Consider the following 22,073-nt stretch of genomic DNA (forward strand, 5'->3'; position numbering starts at 1 on the left):
GCGCTCAGTCGGTGAGCTCGCGCACCACCGCGTCGGCGAGGAGCCGTCCGCGCAGGGTCAGCTGGATGCGCCCCTGTACCGCGGCCACCGGGTCGACGAGCCCGTCGGCCATCAGTCCGGCCACGCGGCTCCGATTCGCGACAGGGACCTCCTCGACGGCGATCCCCTCGCGGATGCGACTGAGCAGCAGGATGCGCTCGAGCGTGCGCGACTCGTCGTCCGGTCGCTCCGTCCCCGCGGCCGGGGATTCGGATGCCGCGAGCCGCTGCGCGTACGCCGCCGGGTGCTTCACGTTCCACCAGCGCAACCCGGCCATGTGGCTGTGCGCTCCGGGACCGAAGCCCCACCAGTCGCTCCCCCGCCAGTAGGCGAGGTTGTGCCGGGAGCGCTGCTCGGGCGTGCGGGCCCAGTTGCTGACCTCGTACCAGTCGAATCCGCCGGCGGCGAGACGCGCGTCCGCCAGCTCGTACATATCTGCCTGCAGATCGTCGTCGGGGGTCGGGACCTCGCCGCGACGGATCTGTCGGGCGAGCTTCGTGCCGTCCTCGATGATGAGCGCGTAGGCGGAGATGTGGTCGGACTCGAGGGCGAGCGCGGCATCGAGAGAGGCCTCCCAGTCGGCCAGCGACTCCCCCGGCGCCCCGTAGATCAGGTCCACGCTGACCGCGAGACCTGCGTCCTTCGCCGCAGCGACCGCGGTGCGCACGTTCTCGGGACGGTGAGTGCGGTCGAGAGCGGCCAGCACGTGCGGCACGGCCGACTGCATGCCGACCGACATCCGCGTGACGCCGGCCGCGGCCAGCGTTCGCGCCACCGCGGGCGTCACCGTGTCGGGATTCGCCTCGACCGTGACCTCCGCGCCCTCGGCCAGGCCGAACGCCGACGTCGCCGCCTCGAGCATGCGTGCGAGATCGCCCGCGGGAAGGAGGGTCGGTGTGCCGCCGCCGAAGAAGACCGTGTCCATCGGACGCAGGGCTCCGGCGTCGTCGAGCACTCGGCGCGCGAGAGCGATCTCGGAGATCAGCGTCGAGGCGTAGTCCTCCTGCTTCGCGCCGCGGAGCTCGGTCGATGTGTAGGTGTTGAAGTCGCAGTATCCGCAGCGCACGGTGCAGAAGGGAATGTGCAGGTACGCCGAGAACGGCACGCTCGTGTCGATCGGGAGGTCGACGGGCAGGTGCCCGTCCGTCGGCGCGGGGTCTCCGAGGGGAAGCAGTCCCGCCATCAGACGGGCGTCGCGTACAGCGGGGAGATCGCGCGGAGATAGCGTGCGAACAGCTCGCGACGGCGACGCTTCACGAGCGCGGGCACGGTGCGGTACAGGAGTCCGTTCGGCGCGTCGAAGGCGCGGACGGTGAACCACACCTCGTCGTTGTCCTCACGCCAGTCGACGTCGAAGGACTCCTCGCCGCTGACGACGGATCCGCCGACGGTGCCGAGCACGAAGCCGATGCGCCGCTTCTCCTCCGTGACCGAGATCACCCGGAGCTCGGAGTCCGCCCGCATCCCGCCGATCCGACCGCGGAGGTGCAGGGTCATGCCCGCGCCGACGAACGGCATGCCCTCGGCGTCGTATCGCTGTTCGACGTCGCGCTTGCTCGGCGCGATCGCGTTGCCCTCGGCGTCGAAGCTGACACCGGCGTAGGCGGGTCCCGGAGCGGGACGCACGTCTTCGACGGACAGACCGGCGGCGCGCTGCGCCGTCCAGGAGAGAAGTGCTTCTCCGGCGGTCTGGAACCTCTCGAGTCCGCTGCCGATCCGCCAGGATTCCTCCGCCGGGATGCTGCGCTCCGGCGGGTACTGCATCAGATCCGGAGCATGGGTCGCACCCACGGCCGCATAGTCCACCGTGTCGTCTCGGAAAGTCCCGCGCCGCATGACTTCCACCCTACTTCGCGTTACCTGAGCGAACACCCCCACGCGCCGCGCGGAGTCACATCCCCGGGCGCGAGCAGGTGCCGCTACTTCTTGTCCTTGCCCTCGACGTCGCCGGAGAGCGCCGCGATGAACGCCTCCTGGGGGACCTCGACGCGACCGACCATCTTCATGCGCTTCTTGCCCTCCTTCTGCTTCTCGAGGAGCTTGCGCTTACGCGTGATGTCACCGCCGTAGCACTTGGCGAGCACGTCCTTGCGGATCGCGCGGATGGTCTCGCGCGCGATGATCCGGGCGCCGATCGCCGCCTGGATCGGCACCTCGAACTGCTGGCGAGGGATGAGCTTGCGCAGGCGCTCGGCCATCATCGTGCCGTAGGCGTAGGCCTTGTCACGGTGCACGATCGAGCTGAACGCGTCGACCTTCTCGCCCTGGAGGAGGATGTCGACCTTCACCAGGTCGGCCTCCTGCTGGCCGGAGGGCTCGTAGTCGAGCGAGGCATAGCCCTGCGTCTTCGACTTCAGCTGGTCGAAGAAGTCGAACACGATCTCGCCGAGGGGCATGTTGTAGCGCAGCTCGACGCGCTCCTCCGAGAAGTACTCCATGCCGAGCAACGTCCCGCGACGGGACTGGCACAGCTCCATCACGGTGCCGACGTAGTCCTTCGGCAGCAGGATGGCGGCCTTGACCATCGGCTCCGACACCGAGCCGATGCGCCCGTCGGGGTACTCGCTCGGGTTGGTGACGGTGACCGTCTCGCCGGTGTCGCTCGTGAGCACCTCGTAGATCACGCTGGGCGCGGTCGTGATGAGGTCGAGGTTGAACTCGCGGGCCAGACGCTCGGTGATGATCTCGAGGTGCAGCAGTCCGAGGAACCCGCAGCGGAAGCCGAAGCCGAGCGCGACCGAGGTCTCCGGCTCGTACACGAGCGAGGCGTCGGAGAGCTTCAGCTTGTCGAGAGCCTCACGCAGCTCCGCGTAGTCGCTGCCGTCGATGGGGTACAGACCCGAGAAGACCATCGGCTTCGGGTCGGTGTAGCCGGGAAGGGCCTCGGAGGCCGGCTTCCGCGAGGTGGTGATCGTGTCGCCGACCTTCGACTGACGCACGTCCTTCACGCCGGTGATGAGGTAGCCCACCTCGCCGACGCCGAGACCCTTGGTCGGGGTCGGCTCGGGGCTCGACACGCCGACCTCGAGGGCCTCGTGGTTCGCGCCGGTCGACATCATCTGGATGCGCTCGCGCGGCGAGAGGCTGCCGTCCACCATGCGCACGTAGGTGACGACGCCGCGGTAGGCGTCGTAGACCGAGTCGAAGATCATCGCGCGTGCCGGCGCATCGGCGTCGCCCGTCGGGGCCGGGATGTCCCGGACCAGCCGGTCGAGGAGGTCTTCCACCCCGACGCCGGTCTTGCCCGAGACCCGCAGCACGTCCTCCGGCTTGCCGCCGATGAGCGAGGCCAGCTCCTTGGCGTACTTCTCCGGGTCGGCCGCCGGGAGGTCGATCTTGTTCAGCACCGGGATGATGTGGAGGTCGTTCTCCAGCGCCAGGTAGAGGTTCGCCAGCGTCTGGGCCTCGATGCCCTGCGCCGCGTCCACGAGCAGGATCGCGCCCTCGCAGGCCGCGAGCGAGCGGGAGACCTCGTAGGTGAAGTCGACGTGACCGGGGGTGTCGATCATGTTCAGCGCGACCGTCTGCCCGTCGAGCTCCCAGGGCATGCGGACGGCCTGGCTCTTGATCGTGATGCCGCGCTCGCGCTCGATGTCCATGCGGTCGAGGTACTGCGCCCGCATGTCGCGATCCGAGACCACGCCGGTGATCTGGAGCATGCGGTCGGCGAGGGTCGACTTGCCGTGATCGATGTGGGCGATGATGCAGAAATTACGGATCTGCGCAGCCGGCGTCGAGGCAGGCTGAAGCGGAGTGAGAGCGCGTGGGGACATGTCTCATCGATTCTACGGTGACCGGGCACGAATGCCCGACTCGCCGCCGTCGGCCGGGTAGCAGAATGGGCGGCCCCCGGAGGGACCGCCCATTCTGGGGAGTGGATCGGGCTTACTTGGCCCAGCCCACGTTCTCCCAGTGGTTCGTGCCGGTGACCGACTCGAACTGCGAGGGACCGTAGTTCACGACGCCCTTGGCGACCGCGTACTGGTTCGGACGTGCCGCCAGCGGGATCGTCACAGCTTCGCTCATGATGATCTTGTCGATCTCCTTCGCGATGTCGAGACGTGCATCCACGTCGAGCTCGGCGTTCGCCTTCGTCCAGAGGTCGTCCAGACGCTCGTCCGCGACACCGGGGAAGTTCTGCCCCGAGTCGGCCGGGTTGAAGATCGACTCCGTCGACGAGATCGGGTACGGCGTACCCTGCCACGCGAAGATCGTCGCCTCGAAGTCACGGGTCTGCGTCGTGATGTACTTCGTGAAGAAGTCCGCCGACGGAACCGTGTCGATCTTGACGTCGAAGCCCGCCTTGGCGGCCATCGGCTGGATCTGCTGCGAGAGGATCGCCGAGTTCGGGGTCTCCGAGGGGATCACGAGGCGGACGGTCAGCTTGTTGCCGTCCTTCTCGCGGATGCCCTTGTCACCCTCGACCCAGCCGGCGTCTTCCAGCTGCTTCTTGGCGGCGTCGATGTCGAACGCGATGTCCGCGCTGTCGTCCTCGTAGCCGTTCTGGCCGTTGAGGAAGATGAGGTTGTTGAGGACCTCGGGCTCGACGCCCAGCGGCTCGATGACGGCCTGCGCCATGATCTGACGGTCGAGCGACTTCGCGAATGCCTGACGCACCTCGACGTCCTGGAAGACGCCGGCGGTTCCGTTGAGCGTGACGTGGCTGTACGTCACACCCTTCGAGCTCAGGATCGACGAGTCGGAGCGGGCCTTCGCCGACTCGAGCGTGTCGACGCTCGAGTTGATCGGAACCGCGTCGAACTCCTTGTTGGCGAACGCCTGGCCGACCGTCGAGCGGTCCGTCGCCTTGAAGTTGATGGTGTCGAGCTTCGGCTTGTCGCCCCACCACTTGTCGTTCGGCTCGAAGGTGATCGTCTTGCCCGTCGGGTCGAACTTGCTCACGACGAACGCGCCGCCGGAGACATAGGTCGAACCGTCAGGAGCGAAGGGACCGGTCGCCCACGCGGTGTTGAAGCTCTCCGGCGTCGCCGTGAGCCAGCGGGGGTAGATGCCCGAGAGGATCGACGGCCAGTCCGCGTTCTTGTTCGCGAACGTGATCAGCACGTCCTGGTCGTTCTCGCCGGCCTCGACGGACTCGATGTCGGACCAGACGTTGGTCGACGTCGGCGCGTACGCCTCGTTCTTGCCGTTCAGGGCGTTGAACATGCCCTGGAAGTCCTGCACGCCGATGGCCGTGCCGTCGGACCAGACCGCGTCGGGGTTGACCTTGACCTCGACGACCTGGGGGTCTTCGCTCTTGAGCTCGACCGAGGTCGCGTAGTTCGGGTCGGCTTCCCAGCTGCCGTCCTCGGTGACGACGACGAATCCGGGCAGGAAGAGGCTCGAGATGGTGTTGTCGTCGACGGTGCCGGAATCGAGGTTGTACAGGTTCCAGTTCGCCGGGGTCTCGTCGAGCGGGAGGTTCAGCGTCCCGCCGTCCTTGATGGCGTCGCGGTCTGCGGCGACCCAACCCGTGGCCGGAAGCGCCGACGGCGACTCACTGCCGCCCTTGTCTCCCCCGGTCGTGCCGGGCGCGCACGCGGTCATCACCAGCGCGACGCTGGCGATACCGGCGAGAGCCGCCCACTTCTTGGAGCTCGACTTCATCGATCTCCCCCTTCTGTCGTTTCGTGCAACTGCACAGGACTCGTCCGAACCGGGAGGCGAAGGCCCCGACCGGCTACGGAGCAACACCATCGATGATCACCCCGCATACCGACATGTCACGTGCGTGTTGTCCGGATCGTTATGTAGTTGTCGTTCAATCGGTGTCGTGCACGTCCGACTCCGACAGACATGGCACGATGAGGAGGCTGAACAGTCAGCTCACCGCGGTCGACGAAGACACGGCGGTGTTTTGGACAGACGGCCTGGGCGTGCCTAGAGTAGCCAGGCCGCAACAGACGTCGGGTGCGCGGCGATCCCGCGCCGAAGGAGCTCCATGATCGGATTCATCGCCAAGCGATTGGTGAACTATCTCATCCTCACCGTCATCGCCACGCTGGCCGGTTACGCACTCGTCTCCACCACCCTTCAGCCGGCGGCACGGTTCCTCGGCAAGAATCCCCCGGTCCCGCAGTCCACCATCGACGCGGCGCTCGACAAGATCGGCGCCAACCCCGATGTCTCCCTGCTGCAGCGGATGATGGACTGGCTCGTCCAGTTCGTCACGACCGGCTCCCTCGGCGTCTCCACCCGCGGCACCCAGGTCACGGCCGACATCTTCGAGCGCGCGGGCACCAGCCTGCGACTGCTCATCATCGGCTCCATCCTCGGCGCCGTCTTCGGCATCCTCCTCGGCGTGTGGGGAGCCATCCGGCAGTACCGGGCGAGCGACCAGGTCATCACCTACGCCTCGTTCACGATCCTCGCCACCCCGATCTTCGTCATCGCGGTCGTGCTCATGATCGGCGCCACCTGGCTCAACAACGCCGCCGGTCAGCAGCTCATCAACTTCACGGGTGAATACAGCGTCGGAGTCACCGGCTTCTGGCCCGTGTTAGGCGATCGAATAGCGCATCTGCTGCTGCCCACCATCGCGCTCACCGTGACCGCCGCGGCCTCGTACTCGCGGTACCAGCGCAGCGCGATGCTCGATGTGCTCTCGTCGGACTTCATCCGGACCGCCCGCGCGAAGGGGCGCACCCGCGGAGCCGCGATCATGCGCCACGGCGTGCGCGTCGCCCTGATCCCGATGTCGACGTTCTTCGCCTACTCGTTCGGCACGATCCTGACGGGCGCGGCCGTGACCGAGAAGATCTTCAGCTGGCACGGAATGGGCGAGTACCTCATCGACTCCGTGTCGAACAACGACATCAACGCAGCGACGGGCTCCATCCTGTTCGCCGCGATCCTCGTGCTCATCGCGGGCACGCTGGCCGACGTCCTGTACGCGGCCCTCGACCCTCGAGTGAGGATGTGACATGACGCTCGATCCCACGCAGCTCGACGCTCCGCCGCTCGAGCCGGAGAACGACGAGTCTCCCTCTCTCCCGCGCTGGCGGCTGATCCTCAAGCGCACCTTCTCCACGAAGCGCGCCTGGATCGGTGCGAGTGTGCTCGTCCTGATGTTCCTGCTCGCCTACGTCGGACCGCTGCTGTACCCGTGGTCCGCGACGGACCAGGACTACCTGTCGTTCAACAAAGGGCCCAGCCTCGAGCACTGGTTCGGCACCGACACCATCGGCCAGGACATCTTCGCGCAGTCGATGGCCGGCCTCCAGAAGTCGCTGCTCATCGGTCTGATCGTCGGTCCGCTCACGGCCATCATCGCCGGTGTGGTCGGCGCCATCGCCGGATACGTCGGCGGGGTCTGGGACCGCGTGATCGTCTGGATCATCGACCTGCTCCTGGTGCTGCCGAGCTTCTACATCCTCGTGCTGCTCAGCCCGCTGTTCAAGAACCTCGCCTGGGTCGCCCTGGTCGTGTTCCTCCCGCTGTTCGGCTGGATGGTGCTCGCCCGCGTCATCCGCGGTCAGACGATGTCGCTGCGCGAGCGCGACTACGTCAAGGCCGCGCGGTTCATGGGCGTCGGCGGATTCACGATCATCCGCCGCCACATCCTCCCCAACGTCGCCTCGCTGCTGATCATCGATGCGACCCTGGGTGTCGGCGCGGCGATCCTCGCGGAGACGACGCTGAGCTACTTCGGCTTCGGCATCCAGCCCCCCGACGTGTCCCTGGGCACGCTGCTCGCCGCGGGAAGCGCGGCCGCCACCACCCGCCCCTGGCTCTTCATCCCACCGGCGATCCTCCTCGTCGCCACTGTGCTCGCCTCGAGTCTGCTCGGAGATGCACTGCGTGACGCCGTCGACCCGACCTCGGAGAACAACCGTGCCTGAACCTCTGCTTCGCGTCAGCGACCTCAATGTCACCTTCGAGACGAAGGCCCGCACCGTGCACGCGGTGCGCGGCGTGAGCTACGAGGTCAACCGCGGCGAGTTCCTCGCGATCGTGGGCGAGTCCGGTTCGGGCAAGTCCGTGTCGTCGATGGCCGTCATGGGCCTGCTCCCGAGCACCGCCAACGTCACGGGATCGATCACCTACGACGGCAAGGAGCTCCTCGGATCCTCCGACCGCCAGCTGTCGAAGATGCGCGGCTCCGACATCGCGATGGTGTTCCAGGACCCGCTCTCCGCGCTGACGCCGGTCTACACGATCGGCCAGCAGATCATCGAGGGCCTCAAGCTGCACCAGCCGGGCCTCAGCGCCCAGGCTCTCGACGCCCGGGCGATCGAGCTGCTCGACATCGTCGGCATCCCGGAGCCGCGGCGACGGGTGAAGTCGTTCCCGCACGAGTTCTCCGGAGGAATGCGCCAGCGCGCGATGATCGCCATCGCGATCGCGAACGACCCGAAGCTGATCATCGCCGACGAGCCGACGACCGCCCTCGACGTCACCATCCAGGCGCAGATCCTGGATGTGCTCCAGACCGCCAAGGACATCACCGGCGCCGCCGTGGTCCTCATCACCCACGACCTCGGCGTCGTCGCCGGCAACGCGGATCGCGTCGCCGTCATGTACGCGGGCCGCATCGTCGAGACCGCGCCCGTCGACGAGCTCTTCGCTCACCCGGCCATGCCGTACACGATCGGTCTGCTGCGTTCGATGCCGAACATGGTCGACAACCGCTCCGCGCGTCTGGTGCCCCTCGAAGGGCGTCCCCCGCTGCTCACCGAGGTGCCGAAGGGCTGCCCGTTCGCCGATCGCTGCCCCGCCGTCATCTCGGCGTGCCACGACATCGAGCCGGAGCTCGTGCCCGTCGCTCCCCTGCAGTCCGCCGCGTGCATCCGCTCCGAGGAGATCGTCGACGGTCGGCTCCCCCGCGATCAGGTGTTCTCCCCGCCCGCACCGGTCGAGGAGATCGTGCGCGAGGTCGAGACGCGCGGCACGGTCCTCGAGGTCGAGGACGTCAAGCGGCACTTCCCCCTCACCAAGGGCACGGTCTTCCGTCGCCGCGTCGGCACCGTGCGTGCCGTCGACGGCGTCAGCTTCTCGCTGCAGGGCGGCAAGACCCTGGGCCTCGTCGGGGAGTCGGGCTGCGGCAAGTCGACCACCGTCATGGAGGTCATGGAGCTCGCCAAGCCCCAGTCCGGGCGCATCGCCGTCAACGGCATCGACACCGCGTCGCTGTCGCCCTCCGAGCGCCGCGCGCTCCGGACGGACATCCAGATCGTGTTCCAGGACCCGGCGGCGTCGCTCGACCCCCGCATGACGGTCGAGGAGCTCATCGGCGAACCGCTCACGGTGCACGACGTGCCCGCGAAGGAGATCTCCCGCCGCGTGCGCCGCATGCTCGAACTCGTCGGACTCGAACCGAGCTACGCGCAGCGGTACCCGCACGAGTTCTCCGGTGGCCAGCGTCAGCGCATCGGCATCGCACGCGCGCTCGTCGTCGAGCCGAAGATCCTCGTCCTCGACGAGCCCGTCTCGGCCCTGGACGTCTCGGTGCAGGCCGGTGTGATCAACCTGCTCGAAGACCTCAAGCAGCAGCTCGGGCTCTCGTACCTCTTCGTCGCGCATGACCTCGCCGTCGTGCGCCACATCGCCGACGACGTCGCTGTCATGTACCTCGGGCGGATCATCGAGTACGGCGACGCGGACGCCATCTTCGAGAATCCGCGTCACCCGTACACCCGTGCGCTGCTGTCGGCCGTGCCCATCCCCGATCCGCAGATCGAACGCTCGCGCGAACGCATCCTCCTCTCCGGAGACCTGCCGTCGCCGACGGAGTCGATCACGGGGTGCGCGTTCCGCAAGCGGTGCCCGCTGTACGCGATCCTTCCTCCCGAGCAGCAGGCCGAGTGCGAGACCAGGTCCCCGGAGCTGCGCACGGTCGAGGGACGCGACGTCTCCTGCCACTGGGCGGAGCAGGAAATCCTGCAGCCCGCGTGACGCGGAGAGTCGAGTGAGCACGCACAGCGCCGACCGCATCGTCATCCGCGGTGCGTCCGGATGGTGGATCAGCGGTGTGCTGGCCGCGCTGTTCGCGTACATGCTGCTCGATGCGGCCGTGCGCGCCGAGTGGTCGACGATCCTGCTGGCGCTGCCCTGGATGTGCGCGCTGCTGCTCGTGTGCTGGGGGCTGCTCATCCGGCCCTGCCTGATCGTCCAACCGTCCGGACTGACCGTGGTGAACATCGTCCGGACGCACGCGCTCCCCTGGCGCGAGATCGCCGACCTCCACGTGCGCTACCAGCTCGTCATCACGCTGAGGGACGGCACCGTGATCCGCGCCTGGGGCTCGCCCACGGTACGCCCCGCCCGCAGCGATCCGGACACCCCGAAGCCACCGCGCAACCGCGCGTTCGTCGGGGTGGTCGAAGCCATCGAGCAGGCCCGCGACGAGGTCGGTCGCCCTGCCGACCGCGGGGATCGCCCTTCCGTGCGCGTCGTGTGGTGGCCGATGGTCGCGTTGGCGGTCGCCGTGGCGCTGGGGATCACCACCGCGCGTCTGATCGGGTGAGCGACGTCTGATCGGGTGAGCGACGTCTGATCGGGTGAGCGACGTCTGATCGGGTGAGCGACGAGCGGTGCGGGCACAGGCACGGGTTCTAGGCTGAACGCGTGAGCGCCCAGATCGTCCTCGTCCACGGCATCCGCACTTCGTCCACGATGTGGCGAGCCCAGCTCAGCTACCTCGATGCGCACGGCTATGCATCCACCGCCGTCGATCTCCCGGGACACGGCACCCGGATGGCCGAGGACTTCACGCTCCACGAGGCGCTGCACACGATCGACGTCGCCGTCCGCGCCGCGGCCGAGCACGGACCCGTCGTGCTCGTCGGGCACTCGATGGGCGGACTGCTGTGCCTCGCCTACGTCGGCGGCGCCCAGCAGCCCCCGGTGGCCGCACTGATCGCCGCTTCCTGCACCTCGCTCCCCCACGGCGCGGGGCTGGCCGCCTACCGACTCTTCACCCGCGCCGTCGACGCGCTCCCCGACCGGGGGATGTGGCTCACCGGACGGATCCTCGAGGCGACGATCCCCGAGGAGACCCGGTCGGACTTCGCCGCGGGCGGCTACGCGCTGGACACGCAGGATGCCGCGCTGCGCAGCCTCGCCGCCCTCGACATCGCCGCCGCCCTCCCCCGCATCACGGTTCCGCTCTGGTTCGTGAACGGTCAGTACGACCAGCTGCGCCTGAACGAATCCCTGTTCCGACGACTCGCCCCGCACGCAGAGCTGGTCATCGTGCCGCGCACGACCCATCTGGTCACGGCGATGCGACCGTCGATCTTCAACGCGGTGCTGCGGCTCGCGATCGCGACCGTGGAGCAGGACGCAACCGACTCATGACCGCGCGGGTTGACGCGCGACCGCGGTGAGCACTCCTCCCACGAGCGACAGCACCGCGGCGGCGACGAAGACGAGCCAGAAGCCGCCGACGAGCGCGACCAGTCCCGCACCGAGGACGGGCCCGATCAGCTGCCCGAGCGCGGCCGTGACGTTGACGATGCCGAGGTCCCGCGCGTGGTCCTGCTCATCGGGGAGCAGATCGGCGGCGAAGGCGAGTCCCACGGTCGAGAAGGCGCCGTAGCCGAGTCCCATCAGCGCGGCGGCCACCATCGTCATCTCGAACGTCGGCACGAGCGCGATCGCCACGCCGGACGCCGCCTGGACGACGGTCGCGGCCACGGTGAGCGTGCGGCGATTGCCGGTGCGGTCCGACACCAGTCCCGTGACCACCGAGGCGATCACCACGAAGACCGTGTAGACGATGATCAGCAGCAGCAGGTTGTCCTGCGCGACCGCGTTCGGCTGGCCGAGCCCGTGCAGCAGGAAGAACAGGAAGAGGGCCGTCCCGAGCGCGTTGCCGATGTTCGTCACCAGGCGGCCGGACAGCATCCAGGCGAAGTCGCGGTCGCGCAGCGAGGCGAGGCGACGGCGCCCGACGGGCTTCGGGCGCATCGCCTCGGTGCTCGGCGGATCGGGCAGCAGCAGGGCGGTGACGGTGCCGACGACGGCGATCACCGCCGCCAGGAGCAGATACCCCTCGCGGATGCCGAGGCCGAGGAGCACCACGAGACCGACACCGACGACGATCCCGACGGCCTGGCTCGACCCGACCGCAGCGGAGGCGGCACCCCGCTGCGTCGACGGCAGCTGATCGGCGATGAGCGCCGTGAAGGCCGCGGAGGAGACGGCGACGCCGATCGACACGCCGACCCAGCCCGCGCCGACGGCCCACGGGCCGTCGGCATAGCCCGTGAGAACGAGGCAGACGGCCGTCAGCAGGACGCCGCCGATCGCCCACGGACGACGACGGTGCCGCCCCGCGGCCACACGGTCGGAGAGCGCACCGGATGCCGGTCCCGCGATGATGCCCGCGAGTCCGCCGATCCCCAGCACGAGCCCCGACGACACGACTCCGCGGATCCAGTCGTCCTCCGGCGTGTCGAGCTGCAGCGGCAGGAGCAGCTGGACGGGCGTCAGCTGCACCGTCCAGATCGCGAGCCAGGCCAGAGTGAACAGCGACATCCATCGCGCACCCACCCGCACCGTGCGGGTCCCCGCCACCTCGGTCATCGCGTCCCCTCCGTCACGGTCGTCGGCGTCGTCGCGGTCGTCGCGGTGCGCGAGCTCGTGATCAGCTCCCGGTACCAGTCGTACGAGGCTTTGGGTGTCCGCTGCCCCGTCTCGAAATCGACGTGCACGAGACCGAACCGCTGGGTGTATCCGTCCGCCCACTCCCAGTTGTCCAGGAGCGACCACACCGTGTACTCCTCGATCGGCACGCCGGCGTCGATCGCCTCCCCGACGGCGGCGATGTGTCCGGACAGGTACGCGATCCGATCGGCATCCTCGACCCGGGTCGCCCGCTCCGGCTCCGGGAAGGACGCGCCGTTCTCTCCGATGATCACCGGCGGCAGGTGCGGGTGTCGCGTGTGCAGGTCGACGAGGAGATCGCGCAGTGCCTCGGGCATGATCGGCCATTCCGGGCCGAAGCCCGTGACCGGCACGCCCGGCGTCGGCACGATGTCGAATGGGATCGGACTGTCCGCCGCGGCCGCGGTGACCGTGGTCGGGTTGTAGAAGTTGATGCCGTAGAAGTCGATCGAACCCCCGATGGCGGCGAGGTCGCCGTCGTGCACCGGCATAGACGGCAGTCCCAGTGCCTCCAGGTCGGGATAGGCGCCGGCGAGGAGCGGCTCGCTGAAGACCCGATTGTGGATGAGGTCGTAGATCGCGGCGGCCTGCTGGTCCTCGGCCGAGTCATGCAGCGGCAGGACCCACGTGTGGTTGTTGACGAGTCCGACCGCGGTGGCGCCCCGTGAACGCAGCACGGCGGCCGCGCGGGCATGCGCCAGCAGCTGGTGGTGGGCGGTCGGCAGCGCGCCGAAGAGCAGCTGCTTCCCCGGCGCGAGAGCACCGACGGCATACCCCTGCAGCGTCGTCATCGCCGGCTCGTTCAGCGTGTACCAGTGCGCGACGCGGTCGCCGAGGCGGCCGGCAACGATCTCCGTGTAGTCGGCGAAGCGCTCCGCCGTGTCGCGCGCGAGCCAGCCTCCGTCGGCTTCGATCTCGCTCGGCATCTCCCAGTGGAAGAGCGTCGGGAACGGAGTGACGCCGGCGTCGAGGAGACGGTCGACCAGTCGCGAGTAGTGGTCGAGCGCACCTCCGTCCCCCTGCCCGCGGCCATCCGGCTGCACGCGCGCCCAGGGGATCGAGAACCGGTAGCGATCGAGTCCGAGACCGGCGGCGAGATCGACGTCCGCCTCCGGATGCCGGTAGCTGTCGCACGCGGGGTCCGCCGTCGACCCGTCGACGATCGCGCCCGGCCTTTCGAGGAAGTCGTCCCAGATGGATCGTCCGGTCTCCCCGGTGGGGCGCGACCCCTCGATCTGGAAGGCGGAGGTCGCGGCCGACCAGCGGAGCCCGGAGGGCGCGGACGGACGAACGGGTTCGGGGGTCATGTGGCTCCTTGACATCAGTGTCGGGATAGTGATGATTCTGCACCCGGTACCATCGAAAGCGCGACCGAGTCTCGCATTCTCGGTGCCGTTTCGCGCGAGCACCCCGTCTGCTGGTAGACTCGACTCTTGGCTTGCGTGTGGGTTCTTCCCTCACGACCGCTGTGCAGCAGCCCTCTTCTGCTGCCGGCATTCCGAACACTCCTGTACAGAAAGCGTCCACACGTGGCAAACATCAAGTCGCAGATCAAGCGCAACAAGACCAACGAGAAGGCTCACGAGCGCAACAAGGCCGTGAAGAGCGAGCTCAAGACGCTCATCCGCTCGACCCGCACGGCCGTCACCGCCGGCGACAAGGCTGCCGCCGAGGCCGGCCTGAAGAAGGCTGCCGTCAAGCTCGACAAGGCCGTCAGCAAGGGCGTCCTGCACAAGAACCAGGCATCGAACCGCAAGTCGGCTCTCGCCAAGCAGGTCGCTTCTCTCTGAGTCGAGACCTCTGAGAAAGGCCCGTCCCGTTTTCGGGGCGGGCCTTCTTCGTTCTCCGGGTCGCGCCGAGCAGCAGATCGGGTCGTCCCGTGCGTCGTCGGCTACTCGCCGAAGGGCTGGCGCGTGGCGATGACCGTGACCATGCGCTCGAGCGCGAAGATCGGGTCGCGGGCCGCACCCTTGACCTCGCCGTCAGCACGCGCCGTCGCCTGGATCGCCATGCCGAGCGACCGCTCGTTCCAGCCGGCCAGGTCACGGCGGGCCCGGTCGACCTGCCAGTCCTTCATCCCCAGACGCTGTGCGAGCTGTCGACTCGGCTCTCGGTTCCCGGCGACGCGGGCCATGGTGCGGAGCTTCATCGCGAAGGCCGCGACCATGGGCACCGGGTCGGCGCCGGACGAGAGAGCATGGCGGAGGGCGATGAGCGCCTCGCCGTAGCGCCCCGCGATGGCGGTGTCGGCGACCACGAATGCCGAGACCTCGACCCGGCCGCCGTAGTACTTGGTGACGACCTCTTCCGTGATGTCGCCTTCGACGTCGCCGATGAGCTGCTGACAGGCGGCCGCCAGCTCGGTCAGGTCGTCGGCGAACGCGGAGACCAGCGCGCGCAGGGCCGGAGGGGCGATGCGCTTCTTGGCCGTGCGGAACTCCCCGGCAGCGAAGTCGACGCGGTCGCCGTCGCGCTTGATCGCCGGACACGCGATCTCGATGCCCCCACCCGTGCCGGCGCGAAGAGCGTCGAGGAGCTTCTTGCCGCGCACGCTCGCACCGGTGTGCCGGAGCACGACCGTCGCCCCCTCCTGGGGGTTGTCGAGGTACGACACGGCCTCCTGGATGAAGGCGTCGGAGCACTTCTCCACACCGGACACACGTACTAGGCGCGGTTCGCCGAAGAGCGACGGAGAGGTGAGCGAGAGCAGCGTGCCGGGCGCGTAGTCATCGGCGCGGACATCGCTCACTTCGAGGGCAGGGTCTTCGGCGCGCAGGTAGTCGCGGACTCCGGCGATCGCCCGCTCCGCGCAGACCTCTTCGGGACCGGAGACGAGCACGATCGGCGCGGGATGCGGCTCGCGCCACGACACCTGGGGGATCTTGGTGGGCTTCGCGCCACCGCGGGAAGAGGGACGCGAAGCTGCCATGGATCCAGCCTACCGGCGGTCGCCGACACCGCTCCCCTCCCGGTCACGGCGGGGCCCGCTCGGTCCAGACCTGTAGTTCTCCGTCGTGGAGGCCGAGCAGGATGCGCCCGTGCTGGTCCGTGCGCAGCGTGCGCGCACCGGTCGCACCCAGAAGGTCGAGGGTCTCCGTGCGCGGATGGCCGTAGTCGTTGTCCGCGCCCACGCTGACGAGAGCCGCACGCGCCTGCACCGCCTCGTAGAGCTCCGGAGCCTGATCGGCGCTGCCGTGGTGGGAGACCTTGACGACGTCGTACCGGCCGAGCCCGGCCGTGCGCAGCAGCATGCGCTGGGGTGCCGCAGAGAGGTCACCGAGATGGATCGAACGGGGTACACCTCCGCCGTCGAACTCCATCACCACGCTCGCGTCGTTGCCCTCGGGAAATGCCACTGCGTGCGGCTGCGGCCAGAGGACGCGCCACGCCGCCGTGCCGAGCATGCCGTGCTGACCGGCGGATGCCTGATGGAGCTGTGCCCCTGCGGACGCGAGGTCGTCGAGGAGACGTCGTTCGTCGTCTTCGACCACGGGGCCGTGGAGAACCAGTCCCACCCGGCCGCGGACCGCGGCCACCCCGCCGACATGGTCGAGGTCGTAGTGCGTGAGAACCAGTAGATCGATGCGATCGACACCGAGGGACCTCAGGCAGCCCGACAGCGGCCCGGGATCGGGTCCCGCATCGATCAGCGCCACTCTGGTCTCGGAGCGCACCAGCACGGCGTCGCCCTGCCCGACGTCGCAGGCGGCGATCGCCCACCCGTCGGGTGCTGTCGCTGTGGCCAGCGGCCCGTCGAGGAGCATGCGCGACCCCGCGAGCGAGAGCACGACGATGAGGACGGCCGCCGCTCCCCGGTGCACGATCCGCATTCCCCGTCCGGACGGCGCGTTCCGCGGCGAGCGGGCGAACCGGATCAGGACGATCGCGACGCACGCGCTGACGAGGGCGACGAGGACGGAGCTCGGGAGCCCCGCCGGCAGCAGCAACTGTGCGCCGGGCAGTCGTGCCGTCGTCGTGGCGGTCGTCGCGATCCACGCAGCCGGAAGCCAGGCGGACGACGCGAGCAGATCCGCGAGCACGGGCACCGGTGCGGCCAGGCACGCGAGCAGGCCGATCACGGTCGCGATCGGGGCGGCGGGCGCGGCGATCAGATTCGCGGCGACACCGATCAACGACTGCTGCTCGGAGAAGAGCGCGATGATCGGGCCGCAGGCCAGCTGGGCGGCGAGCGGGACCGCGACGGCCAGCGCCACCGGCTCCGGCATCACCCGGCTCAACCCCCGTGAGAGCGGCGGCGCGAGCAGGATCAGGGCACCCGACGCCGCGACCGACAGCGCGAACCCGGGCGTGGCCGCCAGCCACGGGTCGGCCAGCAGGATCCCGACCGCACACAGCGAGAGCATGCCGGCACCCGCGCTCGGTCTGCCCGACAGCACCGTCAGCATGCCCACGGCGGCCATGACCGCCGCTCGCACCACGCTCGGCTCCGGGGTCACCAGGACCACGAATGCGGCCAGGCCGGCGACGGCCACGACCACCCGTAAGCCTCGTCCTCCTCCGCAGCACGCCGTCAGCCAGAAGAGCGCGCCGACCACAATGGCGCAGTTCGCTCCGCTGACCGCGGTCAGGTGACTGAGGCCGCTGGTGCGCATGTCGGCGTTCAGCTCCGGTGTCACCGCGCGGGTGTCGCCGACGGCGAGTCCGGGGAGCAGCCCGGCGCCGGGCTCGGGCAACTCCGACGACCGCTCGACGAAGCCACGCTTGAGGGTCGCTGCGATGCCGAACACCCCGCCCGCGGGCTGAGTGATCTCGGCACGACTCGCGTAGACCACGAGCACCGAATGCTCGCCGGCATCCGTCGCCTCGGCCTCACCCACCACGCGCACCACCGCCCCGAGATCGAACCCCTCTACCGGTTCGACCCCGATACGCACCGGCGCGCTCGACGAGGCCGTCTCCCCCGGGGAGCCGAGCGTCGTCGTCGTCGCCTCGATCCAGAGGCGTCCGTCCTGACCGACCGAGGCGGATGAGGTGAGTTCCGCGATGAGCTCCACGACCCGACCGCCCCACGATGCGGCGTACTCGCGCGCAGGGAGCACCGACCCCACCGTCGCCGCGATCCCCGCCGCCACGACGAGGATCACGACCGCCAACCCGCCGTAGGCGGACGCCACCCCACCACGGCACCGCCGAGAGGTGAGAGCGGCCAGCACCGCTACTGCCGCGAGACCGCAGCCGGTCGCGCACGCCCAGGACGCCGAGGGGATGAACACGCACAGCAAGGCGGCTCCCCAGCCCGCCGACGCGAGCGGGAGCAGACGGAAATCACGCCGTCTCATCCCCTCACACCCTCACCCCGTCGCGCAGACCCGCGAGCAGCTTCTCTCCGATGCCCGGCACCGCGAGCAGGTCGTCGACCGCGCGGAAGCGCCCGTTCTCCTCACGCCAGGAGATGATTCGCTCGGCCAGCGCGGGTCCGATACGCGGCAGTGTCTCCAGGGCCGCCTGGTCCGCGGTGTTGAGGTCGATGCGTCCATCGCCCGGAGGGGCCGCACCCGGCGTACCCGGCGCTGCACCGACGGTCGGCACCATGACCTGCTCCCCGTCCTCGAGCACCCGCGCCAGGTTGACCGCGGCGAGGTCAGCGTCGTCGGTCGTCCCACCCGCGGCGGCCAGCGCATCGACGAGACGGGCATCCAGCTCGAGCACGTAGAGCCCGGGACGCGCGACCGCGCCCAGGACATGCACGTAGAGCTCCCCCGTCGGCTCCCCGGTCGCGCCGGCATCCGTCAGTGGCACGGACTCCATCGGCGCCGACTGACCACGCAGGATGCCGAGCCCCACCGCGGCGGACAGCACGACCAGGGCGAGGACCACCGCGGCACCGATGCTGAGGCGCAATCGGCGTCGCTGCGGAGGTACTGGCGGTGGTGATGCTGGCGATGGAGGTGCGGACTGCGATGCCATCCGGCCACGCTAGGAGGACCGTCACACCGCCCCGCGCCCCGAACCCCTGACCGGTGCACAACCCGCCGACTTCTCACGCCGTGCAGAGCCAGCCGGCACGGAGTTGCGGCGAGGGGCGCAGTCCCGCGAACATCGTCCTCGAGGGCGACCCGGATACATCCACCGACGGACTCCGCTGCCGTGCGGTCTCCGTACCGTCGAAGGTATGCCCTCTTCTCGTGTCTCCGCACAGATCGTCGTGCCCCTGACACTCGTCGCCGGACTCGCCGTCCTCCTGGCGATCGTCCCCCTCCCCGGAAGCCTGAGCGTGCTGAGCACGCGCTGGCTGGGTTCCGTGGGGGCACGGGTCCCCGGCATCGAGGTGATCTCCGAAGCGGGCCTGCTGCTGCTCGCCGCGGCCACGGCAGCCGCCCTCGCCCACGCGTGGTGGCGCGACGCCGGGAAGCGACCCCGTGTCGTCGTCGCAGGCGCGGGCGTCGTTCTCGCCTACCTCCTCAGCGAGGGCGAAAGATCGTCTTCGCGCAGCCGCGGCCCTGCGCGATCTGGCCGATCTCGGGCGAGTGCCCGCCTCCGGGAGACTGGTCGCTCCCTTCGAACCATGCCACGCTCGCGTTCGGAGCCGCCGCCGTGATCGCTCTCGTCGTGCATCGCACATGGATGACGTGGTCGGCGATCGCCCTGGCGGCCGTGGTCGCCCTCGGTCGCGTCGCACAGGGCGTCCACTACGTCCACGACGTCGCCCTGGGCGCGGTGCTCGGGGTGACTGTGCCCGTGCTCGCAGTCCTCGTCGTCGAGGTCGTCCGCGATGCGCGCGGGCGCCCCACCGAACGACGGGGATGACGCCGCAGGCCCACGGCACGCGGTGAGGCGTGCGTCGTGGGCCTGCGGCGGACGTCGGTGTCTGGGCGGGTCAGCCCTTGACGACGAAGCTGACGATCTTCGGGGCGCGCACGACGACCTTCACGATCTCGCGGTCGCCGATCGACCGGATCACGCGTTCGTCGGCACGCGCCAGCGCCTCGAGCTCGGACTCGCCGATGCGCGCCGGGACCTCGAGCTGCGCACGGACCTTGCCGCCCACCTGCACGACGGCGGTGATCGTGTCCTCGATCAGCAGCGCCGGATCGGCGGAGCGCCACGCGACGAGACCGACGGAAGGCTCGTGACCGAGGATCTCCCACACCTCCTCGGCGGTGTGCGGAGCGAAGAGGTCGAGCATCACGGCGATCGTCTCAGCCGCTTCGCGCACGGCCGGATCCGCCGCACCGGCAGGGCCGTCGATGGTCTTGCGGGTGATGTTCACCAGCTCCATCAGACGGGCCACGAGCACGTTGAACTTCGTCTGCTCGACGAGTGCGGGAGCTTCGGACAGCAGCTTGTGCGTCGCGCGACGGAGCGCGGCGTCTCCCCCGTCGAACACCACGTCGACCGGAGACGAGACATCGCGAGCGATGCGCAGGACACGCGCCAGGAACTTCTGCGCGCCGGCCGTCGAGACGTCCTCCCAGTTGATGTCGTCCTCCACCGGACCGGCGAACGCCAGGGCGACACGCACCACGTCGGCACCGGGGTCGATCATGCTCGAGGCGAATTCGACGAGGTTGCCCTTGCTCTTGGACATCTTCGAGCCGTCGAGCAGCACCATGCCCTGGTTGATCAGGGTCGTGAAGGGCTCGGTGAAATCGATCAGCCCGATGTCGAACAGCACCTTCGTGATGAAGCGCGCGTACAGCAGGTGCAGGATCGCGTGCTCGACACCGCCGATGTACGAGTCGACGGGTGCCCAGCGGTCTGCCTGAGCCGGGTCGAACGCCACGGTGTCGCTGTTCGGCGACAGGAACCGCAGGAAGTACCAGGAGCTGTCCACGAACGTGTCCATGGTGTCGGTGTCGCGCAGCACCGGGTCGCCCGTCTCGGGGTCGGTGGTGCGCACCCAGCGCTCCGCCGCGCCGAGGGGCGACGTGCCCTTCGGCGACAGGTCGAGGCCCTCGACGCTGGGCAGCTTCACCGGCAGCTGGTCCTCGGGCACCGGGATGATCCGGCCGTCCTCGGCGTGCAGCATCGGGATCGGGGTGCCCCAGAAGCGCTGGCGGGAGATCAGCCAGTCACGCAGGCGGTAGTTCTTGGCCGCGCGCCCGGTGCCGGAGGCCTCCAGCTGCTCGATCGCGCGGGCGATCGCGTTGCGCTTGGACAGACCGTTCAGCGCGCCGGAGTTGATCATGCGACCTTCGCCGGTGAGGGCGATGCCCGTCGACGCCGGGCTCTGCTCGTCGAGGACGGCGGCGGTGTCGATCGGCACGCCCTCCTCATCGACCTCGATCACCGGCATGGCACCCGTGACGGGGGCCGTCGTGTCGACGACGACCTTGACCGGCAGGTCGAACGCGCGAGCGAAGTCCAGGTCGCGCTGGTCGTGCGCGGGGACGGCCATGACAGCGCCGTGCCCGTAGTCGGCCAGCACGTAGTCGGCCGCCCACACGGGCAGCTTCTCGCCGTTGACCGGGTTGATCGCATAGCGCTCCAGGAAGACGCCGGTCTTGGGGCGGTCCGTCGACTGCCGCGCGATGTCGGTCTCCTTCTGCACCTGCTCGAGGTACGCCTGGAACCGCTGACGCACCTCGACCGGAGCGTCGGCCGCGAGCTCGGAGGCCAGGTCGGAGTCGGGCGCGACCACGAAGAACGTCGCACCGTGCAGGGTGTCGGGCCGCGTCGAGAAGACCGTCACCGGCTCGGCGCGCCCCTCGATCACGAAGTCGACGTCCGCGCCGATGGAACGGCCGATCCAGTTGCGCTGCATCTGCAGCACCTTGTGCGGCCAGAAGCCCTCGAGCTGGTTCAGGTCGTCGAGCAGACGGTCCGCGTAGTCGGTGATGCGGAAGTACCACTGGGTGAGCTTCTTCTTGATCACCTCGGCGCCGCAGCGCTCGCAGCGACCGTCGACGACCTGCTCGTTCGCGAGCACGGTCTGGTCGTTGGGGCACCAGTTGACGGCGCTCTTCTTGCGGTAGGCCAAACCCCGCTCGTACAGCTTCAGGAACAGCCACTGGTTCCAGCGGTAGTACTCCGGGTCGGAGGTGTGCAGGACTCGCGTCCAGTCGTAGGAGGTGCCGAACTCCTTCAGGCTCTGCTTCTGCTGGTCGATGTTGGCGTACGTCCACTCGCGGGGGTCGGCACCGCGCTTGATCGCCGCGTTCTCGGCGGGCAGGCCGAACGAGTCCCAGCCGATGGGGTTGAGCACGTTGTGGCCGCGGTGACGCCAGAAGCGCGCGACCATGTCGACGTAGGCGTAGTTCTCCGCGTGCCCCATGTGCATGTCGCCCGACGGATACGGGAACATGCCGAGCACGTACTTGCGGGGGCGAGTGTCGTCATCGCCACCCGTGAGGAACGTCCCGTTCTCCGCCCAATACTTCTGCCATTTGGTCTGGATGGCGTGCGCCGACATCGACTCGTCGTCGGCAGGAGCGGTGGACAGGTTCTCAGACAACGAACGCACG

At 69.1% G+C, this 22,073-nt stretch carries 18 protein-coding genes; 8 read left to right on the forward strand and 10 right to left on the reverse strand.

What is annotated here, in order from left to right; genetic code table 11:
* Positions 1-4: 4 nt before the first annotated feature.
* The 4 genes from hemW to MME74_RS10425 all read right to left on the reverse strand — a co-directional run bounded on the left by hemW (position 5) and on the right by MME74_RS10425 (position 5,646).
* Positions 5-1,222: a radical SAM family heme chaperone HemW gene (gene hemW, locus MME74_RS10410; protein ID WP_267414951.1), complete on the reverse strand. Its 1,218-nt coding sequence runs from the start codon at positions 1,220-1,222 to the stop codon at positions 5-7.
* The gene (locus MME74_RS10415) at positions 1,222-1,875 is read right to left on the reverse strand and encodes a DUF1990 family protein (protein ID WP_267414952.1); all 654 of its coding nucleotides are present in this window, start codon (positions 1,873-1,875) and stop codon (positions 1,222-1,224) included. The genes hemW and MME74_RS10415 overlap by 1 nt, the downstream gene beginning before the upstream one ends.
* Positions 1,876-1,958: 83 nt before the next feature.
* Positions 1,959-3,812, reverse strand: coding sequence for a translation elongation factor 4 (lepA, locus tag MME74_RS10420; protein ID WP_267414953.1), 1,854 nt, complete (start codon positions 3,810-3,812; stop codon positions 1,959-1,961).
* Between the two features lie 112 nt (positions 3,813-3,924).
* Positions 3,925-5,646, reverse strand: coding sequence for an ABC transporter family substrate-binding protein (locus MME74_RS10425; protein WP_267414954.1), 1,722 nt, complete (start codon positions 5,644-5,646; stop codon positions 3,925-3,927).
* 334 nt (positions 5,647-5,980) lie between these two features.
* Between MME74_RS10425 and MME74_RS10430 the strand changes: the two genes are divergently transcribed.
* The 5 genes from MME74_RS10430 to MME74_RS10450 all read left to right on the forward strand — a co-directional run bounded on the left by MME74_RS10430 (position 5,981) and on the right by MME74_RS10450 (position 11,337).
* Positions 5,981-6,961 carry an ABC transporter permease gene (locus MME74_RS10430; protein WP_267414955.1) on the forward strand — a complete coding sequence of 327 codons (981 nt, stop codon included), beginning with the start codon at positions 5,981-5,983 and terminating at the stop codon, positions 6,959-6,961.
* A 1-nt stretch (position 6,962) separates the two neighbouring features.
* Complete coding sequence (locus MME74_RS10435; protein WP_267414956.1) at positions 6,963-7,880, forward strand: ABC transporter permease; 918 nt, start codon at positions 6,963-6,965, stop codon at positions 7,878-7,880.
* Positions 7,831-9,933 (forward strand): ABC transporter ATP-binding protein, encoded by a 2,103-nt coding sequence (locus MME74_RS10440; protein ID WP_267414957.1) that lies wholly within the window; start codon positions 7,831-7,833, stop codon positions 9,931-9,933. The genes MME74_RS10435 and MME74_RS10440 overlap by 50 nt, the downstream gene beginning before the upstream one ends.
* Before the next feature lie 13 nt (positions 9,934-9,946).
* Complete coding sequence (locus MME74_RS10445; protein ID WP_267414958.1) at positions 9,947-10,504, forward strand: PH domain-containing protein; 558 nt, start codon at positions 9,947-9,949, stop codon at positions 10,502-10,504.
* Positions 10,505-10,605: 101 nt separating this feature from the next.
* Positions 10,606-11,337 (forward strand): alpha/beta fold hydrolase, encoded by a 732-nt coding sequence (locus tag MME74_RS10450; RefSeq protein ID WP_267414959.1) that lies wholly within the window; start codon positions 10,606-10,608, stop codon positions 11,335-11,337.
* On the opposite strand, the gene MME74_RS10455 is transcribed toward MME74_RS10450, so the two are convergent.
* Together MME74_RS10455 and MME74_RS10460 are read right to left on the reverse strand one after the other, a co-directional pair.
* Positions 11,332-12,567, reverse strand: coding sequence for an MFS transporter (locus tag MME74_RS10455; RefSeq protein ID WP_267414960.1), 1,236 nt, complete (start codon positions 12,565-12,567; stop codon positions 11,332-11,334). The genes MME74_RS10450 and MME74_RS10455 overlap by 6 nt on opposite strands.
* Complete coding sequence (locus tag MME74_RS10460) at positions 12,564-13,955, reverse strand: glycoside hydrolase family 1 protein (protein WP_267414961.1); 1,392 nt, start codon at positions 13,953-13,955, stop codon at positions 12,564-12,566. Before MME74_RS10460 ends, MME74_RS10455 begins: the two co-directional genes overlap by 4 nt.
* 222 nt (positions 13,956-14,177) lie before the next feature.
* Between MME74_RS10460 and rpsT the strand changes: the two genes are divergently transcribed.
* On the forward strand, positions 14,178-14,438 hold the full coding sequence (gene rpsT, locus MME74_RS10465) for a 30S ribosomal protein S20 (RefSeq protein ID WP_267414962.1): 261 nt from the start codon (positions 14,178-14,180) through the stop codon (positions 14,436-14,438).
* 101 nt (positions 14,439-14,539) lie between these two features.
* On the opposite strand, the gene holA is transcribed toward rpsT, so the two are convergent.
* From holA to MME74_RS10480, 3 genes are read right to left on the reverse strand one after another with little or no spacing between them, the layout of a single operon-like run.
* On the reverse strand, positions 14,540-15,577 hold the full coding sequence (gene holA, locus MME74_RS10470; RefSeq protein ID WP_267414963.1) for a DNA polymerase III subunit delta: 1,038 nt from the start codon (positions 15,575-15,577) through the stop codon (positions 14,540-14,542).
* A gap of 43 nt (positions 15,578-15,620) precedes the next feature.
* Positions 15,621-17,948, reverse strand: coding sequence for a ComEC/Rec2 family competence protein (locus tag MME74_RS10475; protein ID WP_267414964.1), 2,328 nt, complete (start codon positions 17,946-17,948; stop codon positions 15,621-15,623).
* 4 nt (positions 17,949-17,952) lie between these two features.
* Complete coding sequence (locus MME74_RS10480) at positions 17,953-18,576, reverse strand: ComEA family DNA-binding protein (protein WP_267414965.1); 624 nt, start codon at positions 18,574-18,576, stop codon at positions 17,953-17,955.
* 205 nt (positions 18,577-18,781) lie between these two features.
* Between MME74_RS10480 and MME74_RS10485 the strand changes: the two genes are divergently transcribed.
* Positions 18,782-19,207 carry a hypothetical protein gene (locus MME74_RS10485; protein ID WP_267418616.1) on the forward strand — a complete coding sequence of 142 codons (426 nt, stop codon included), beginning with the start codon at positions 18,782-18,784 and terminating at the stop codon, positions 19,205-19,207.
* The gene (locus MME74_RS10490) at positions 19,126-19,416 is read left to right on the forward strand and encodes a phosphatase PAP2 family protein (protein WP_267418556.1); all 291 of its coding nucleotides are present in this window, start codon (positions 19,126-19,128) and stop codon (positions 19,414-19,416) included. Before MME74_RS10485 ends, MME74_RS10490 begins: the two co-directional genes overlap by 82 nt.
* A 70-nt stretch (positions 19,417-19,486) precedes the next feature.
* Here MME74_RS10490 and leuS read toward each other — a convergent pair whose 3' ends face one another.
* Positions 19,487-22,021: a leucine--tRNA ligase gene (leuS, locus tag MME74_RS10495; protein WP_267418557.1), complete on the reverse strand. Its 2,535-nt coding sequence runs from the start codon at positions 22,019-22,021 to the stop codon at positions 19,487-19,489.
* Positions 22,022-22,073: the final 52 nt, after the last annotated feature.

The sequence above is a fragment of the Microbacterium oxydans genome (genome assembly GCF_026559675.1).
GTDB classification, from domain to species: Bacteria; Actinomycetota; Actinomycetes; order Actinomycetales; family Microbacteriaceae; genus Microbacterium; species Microbacterium oxydans_D.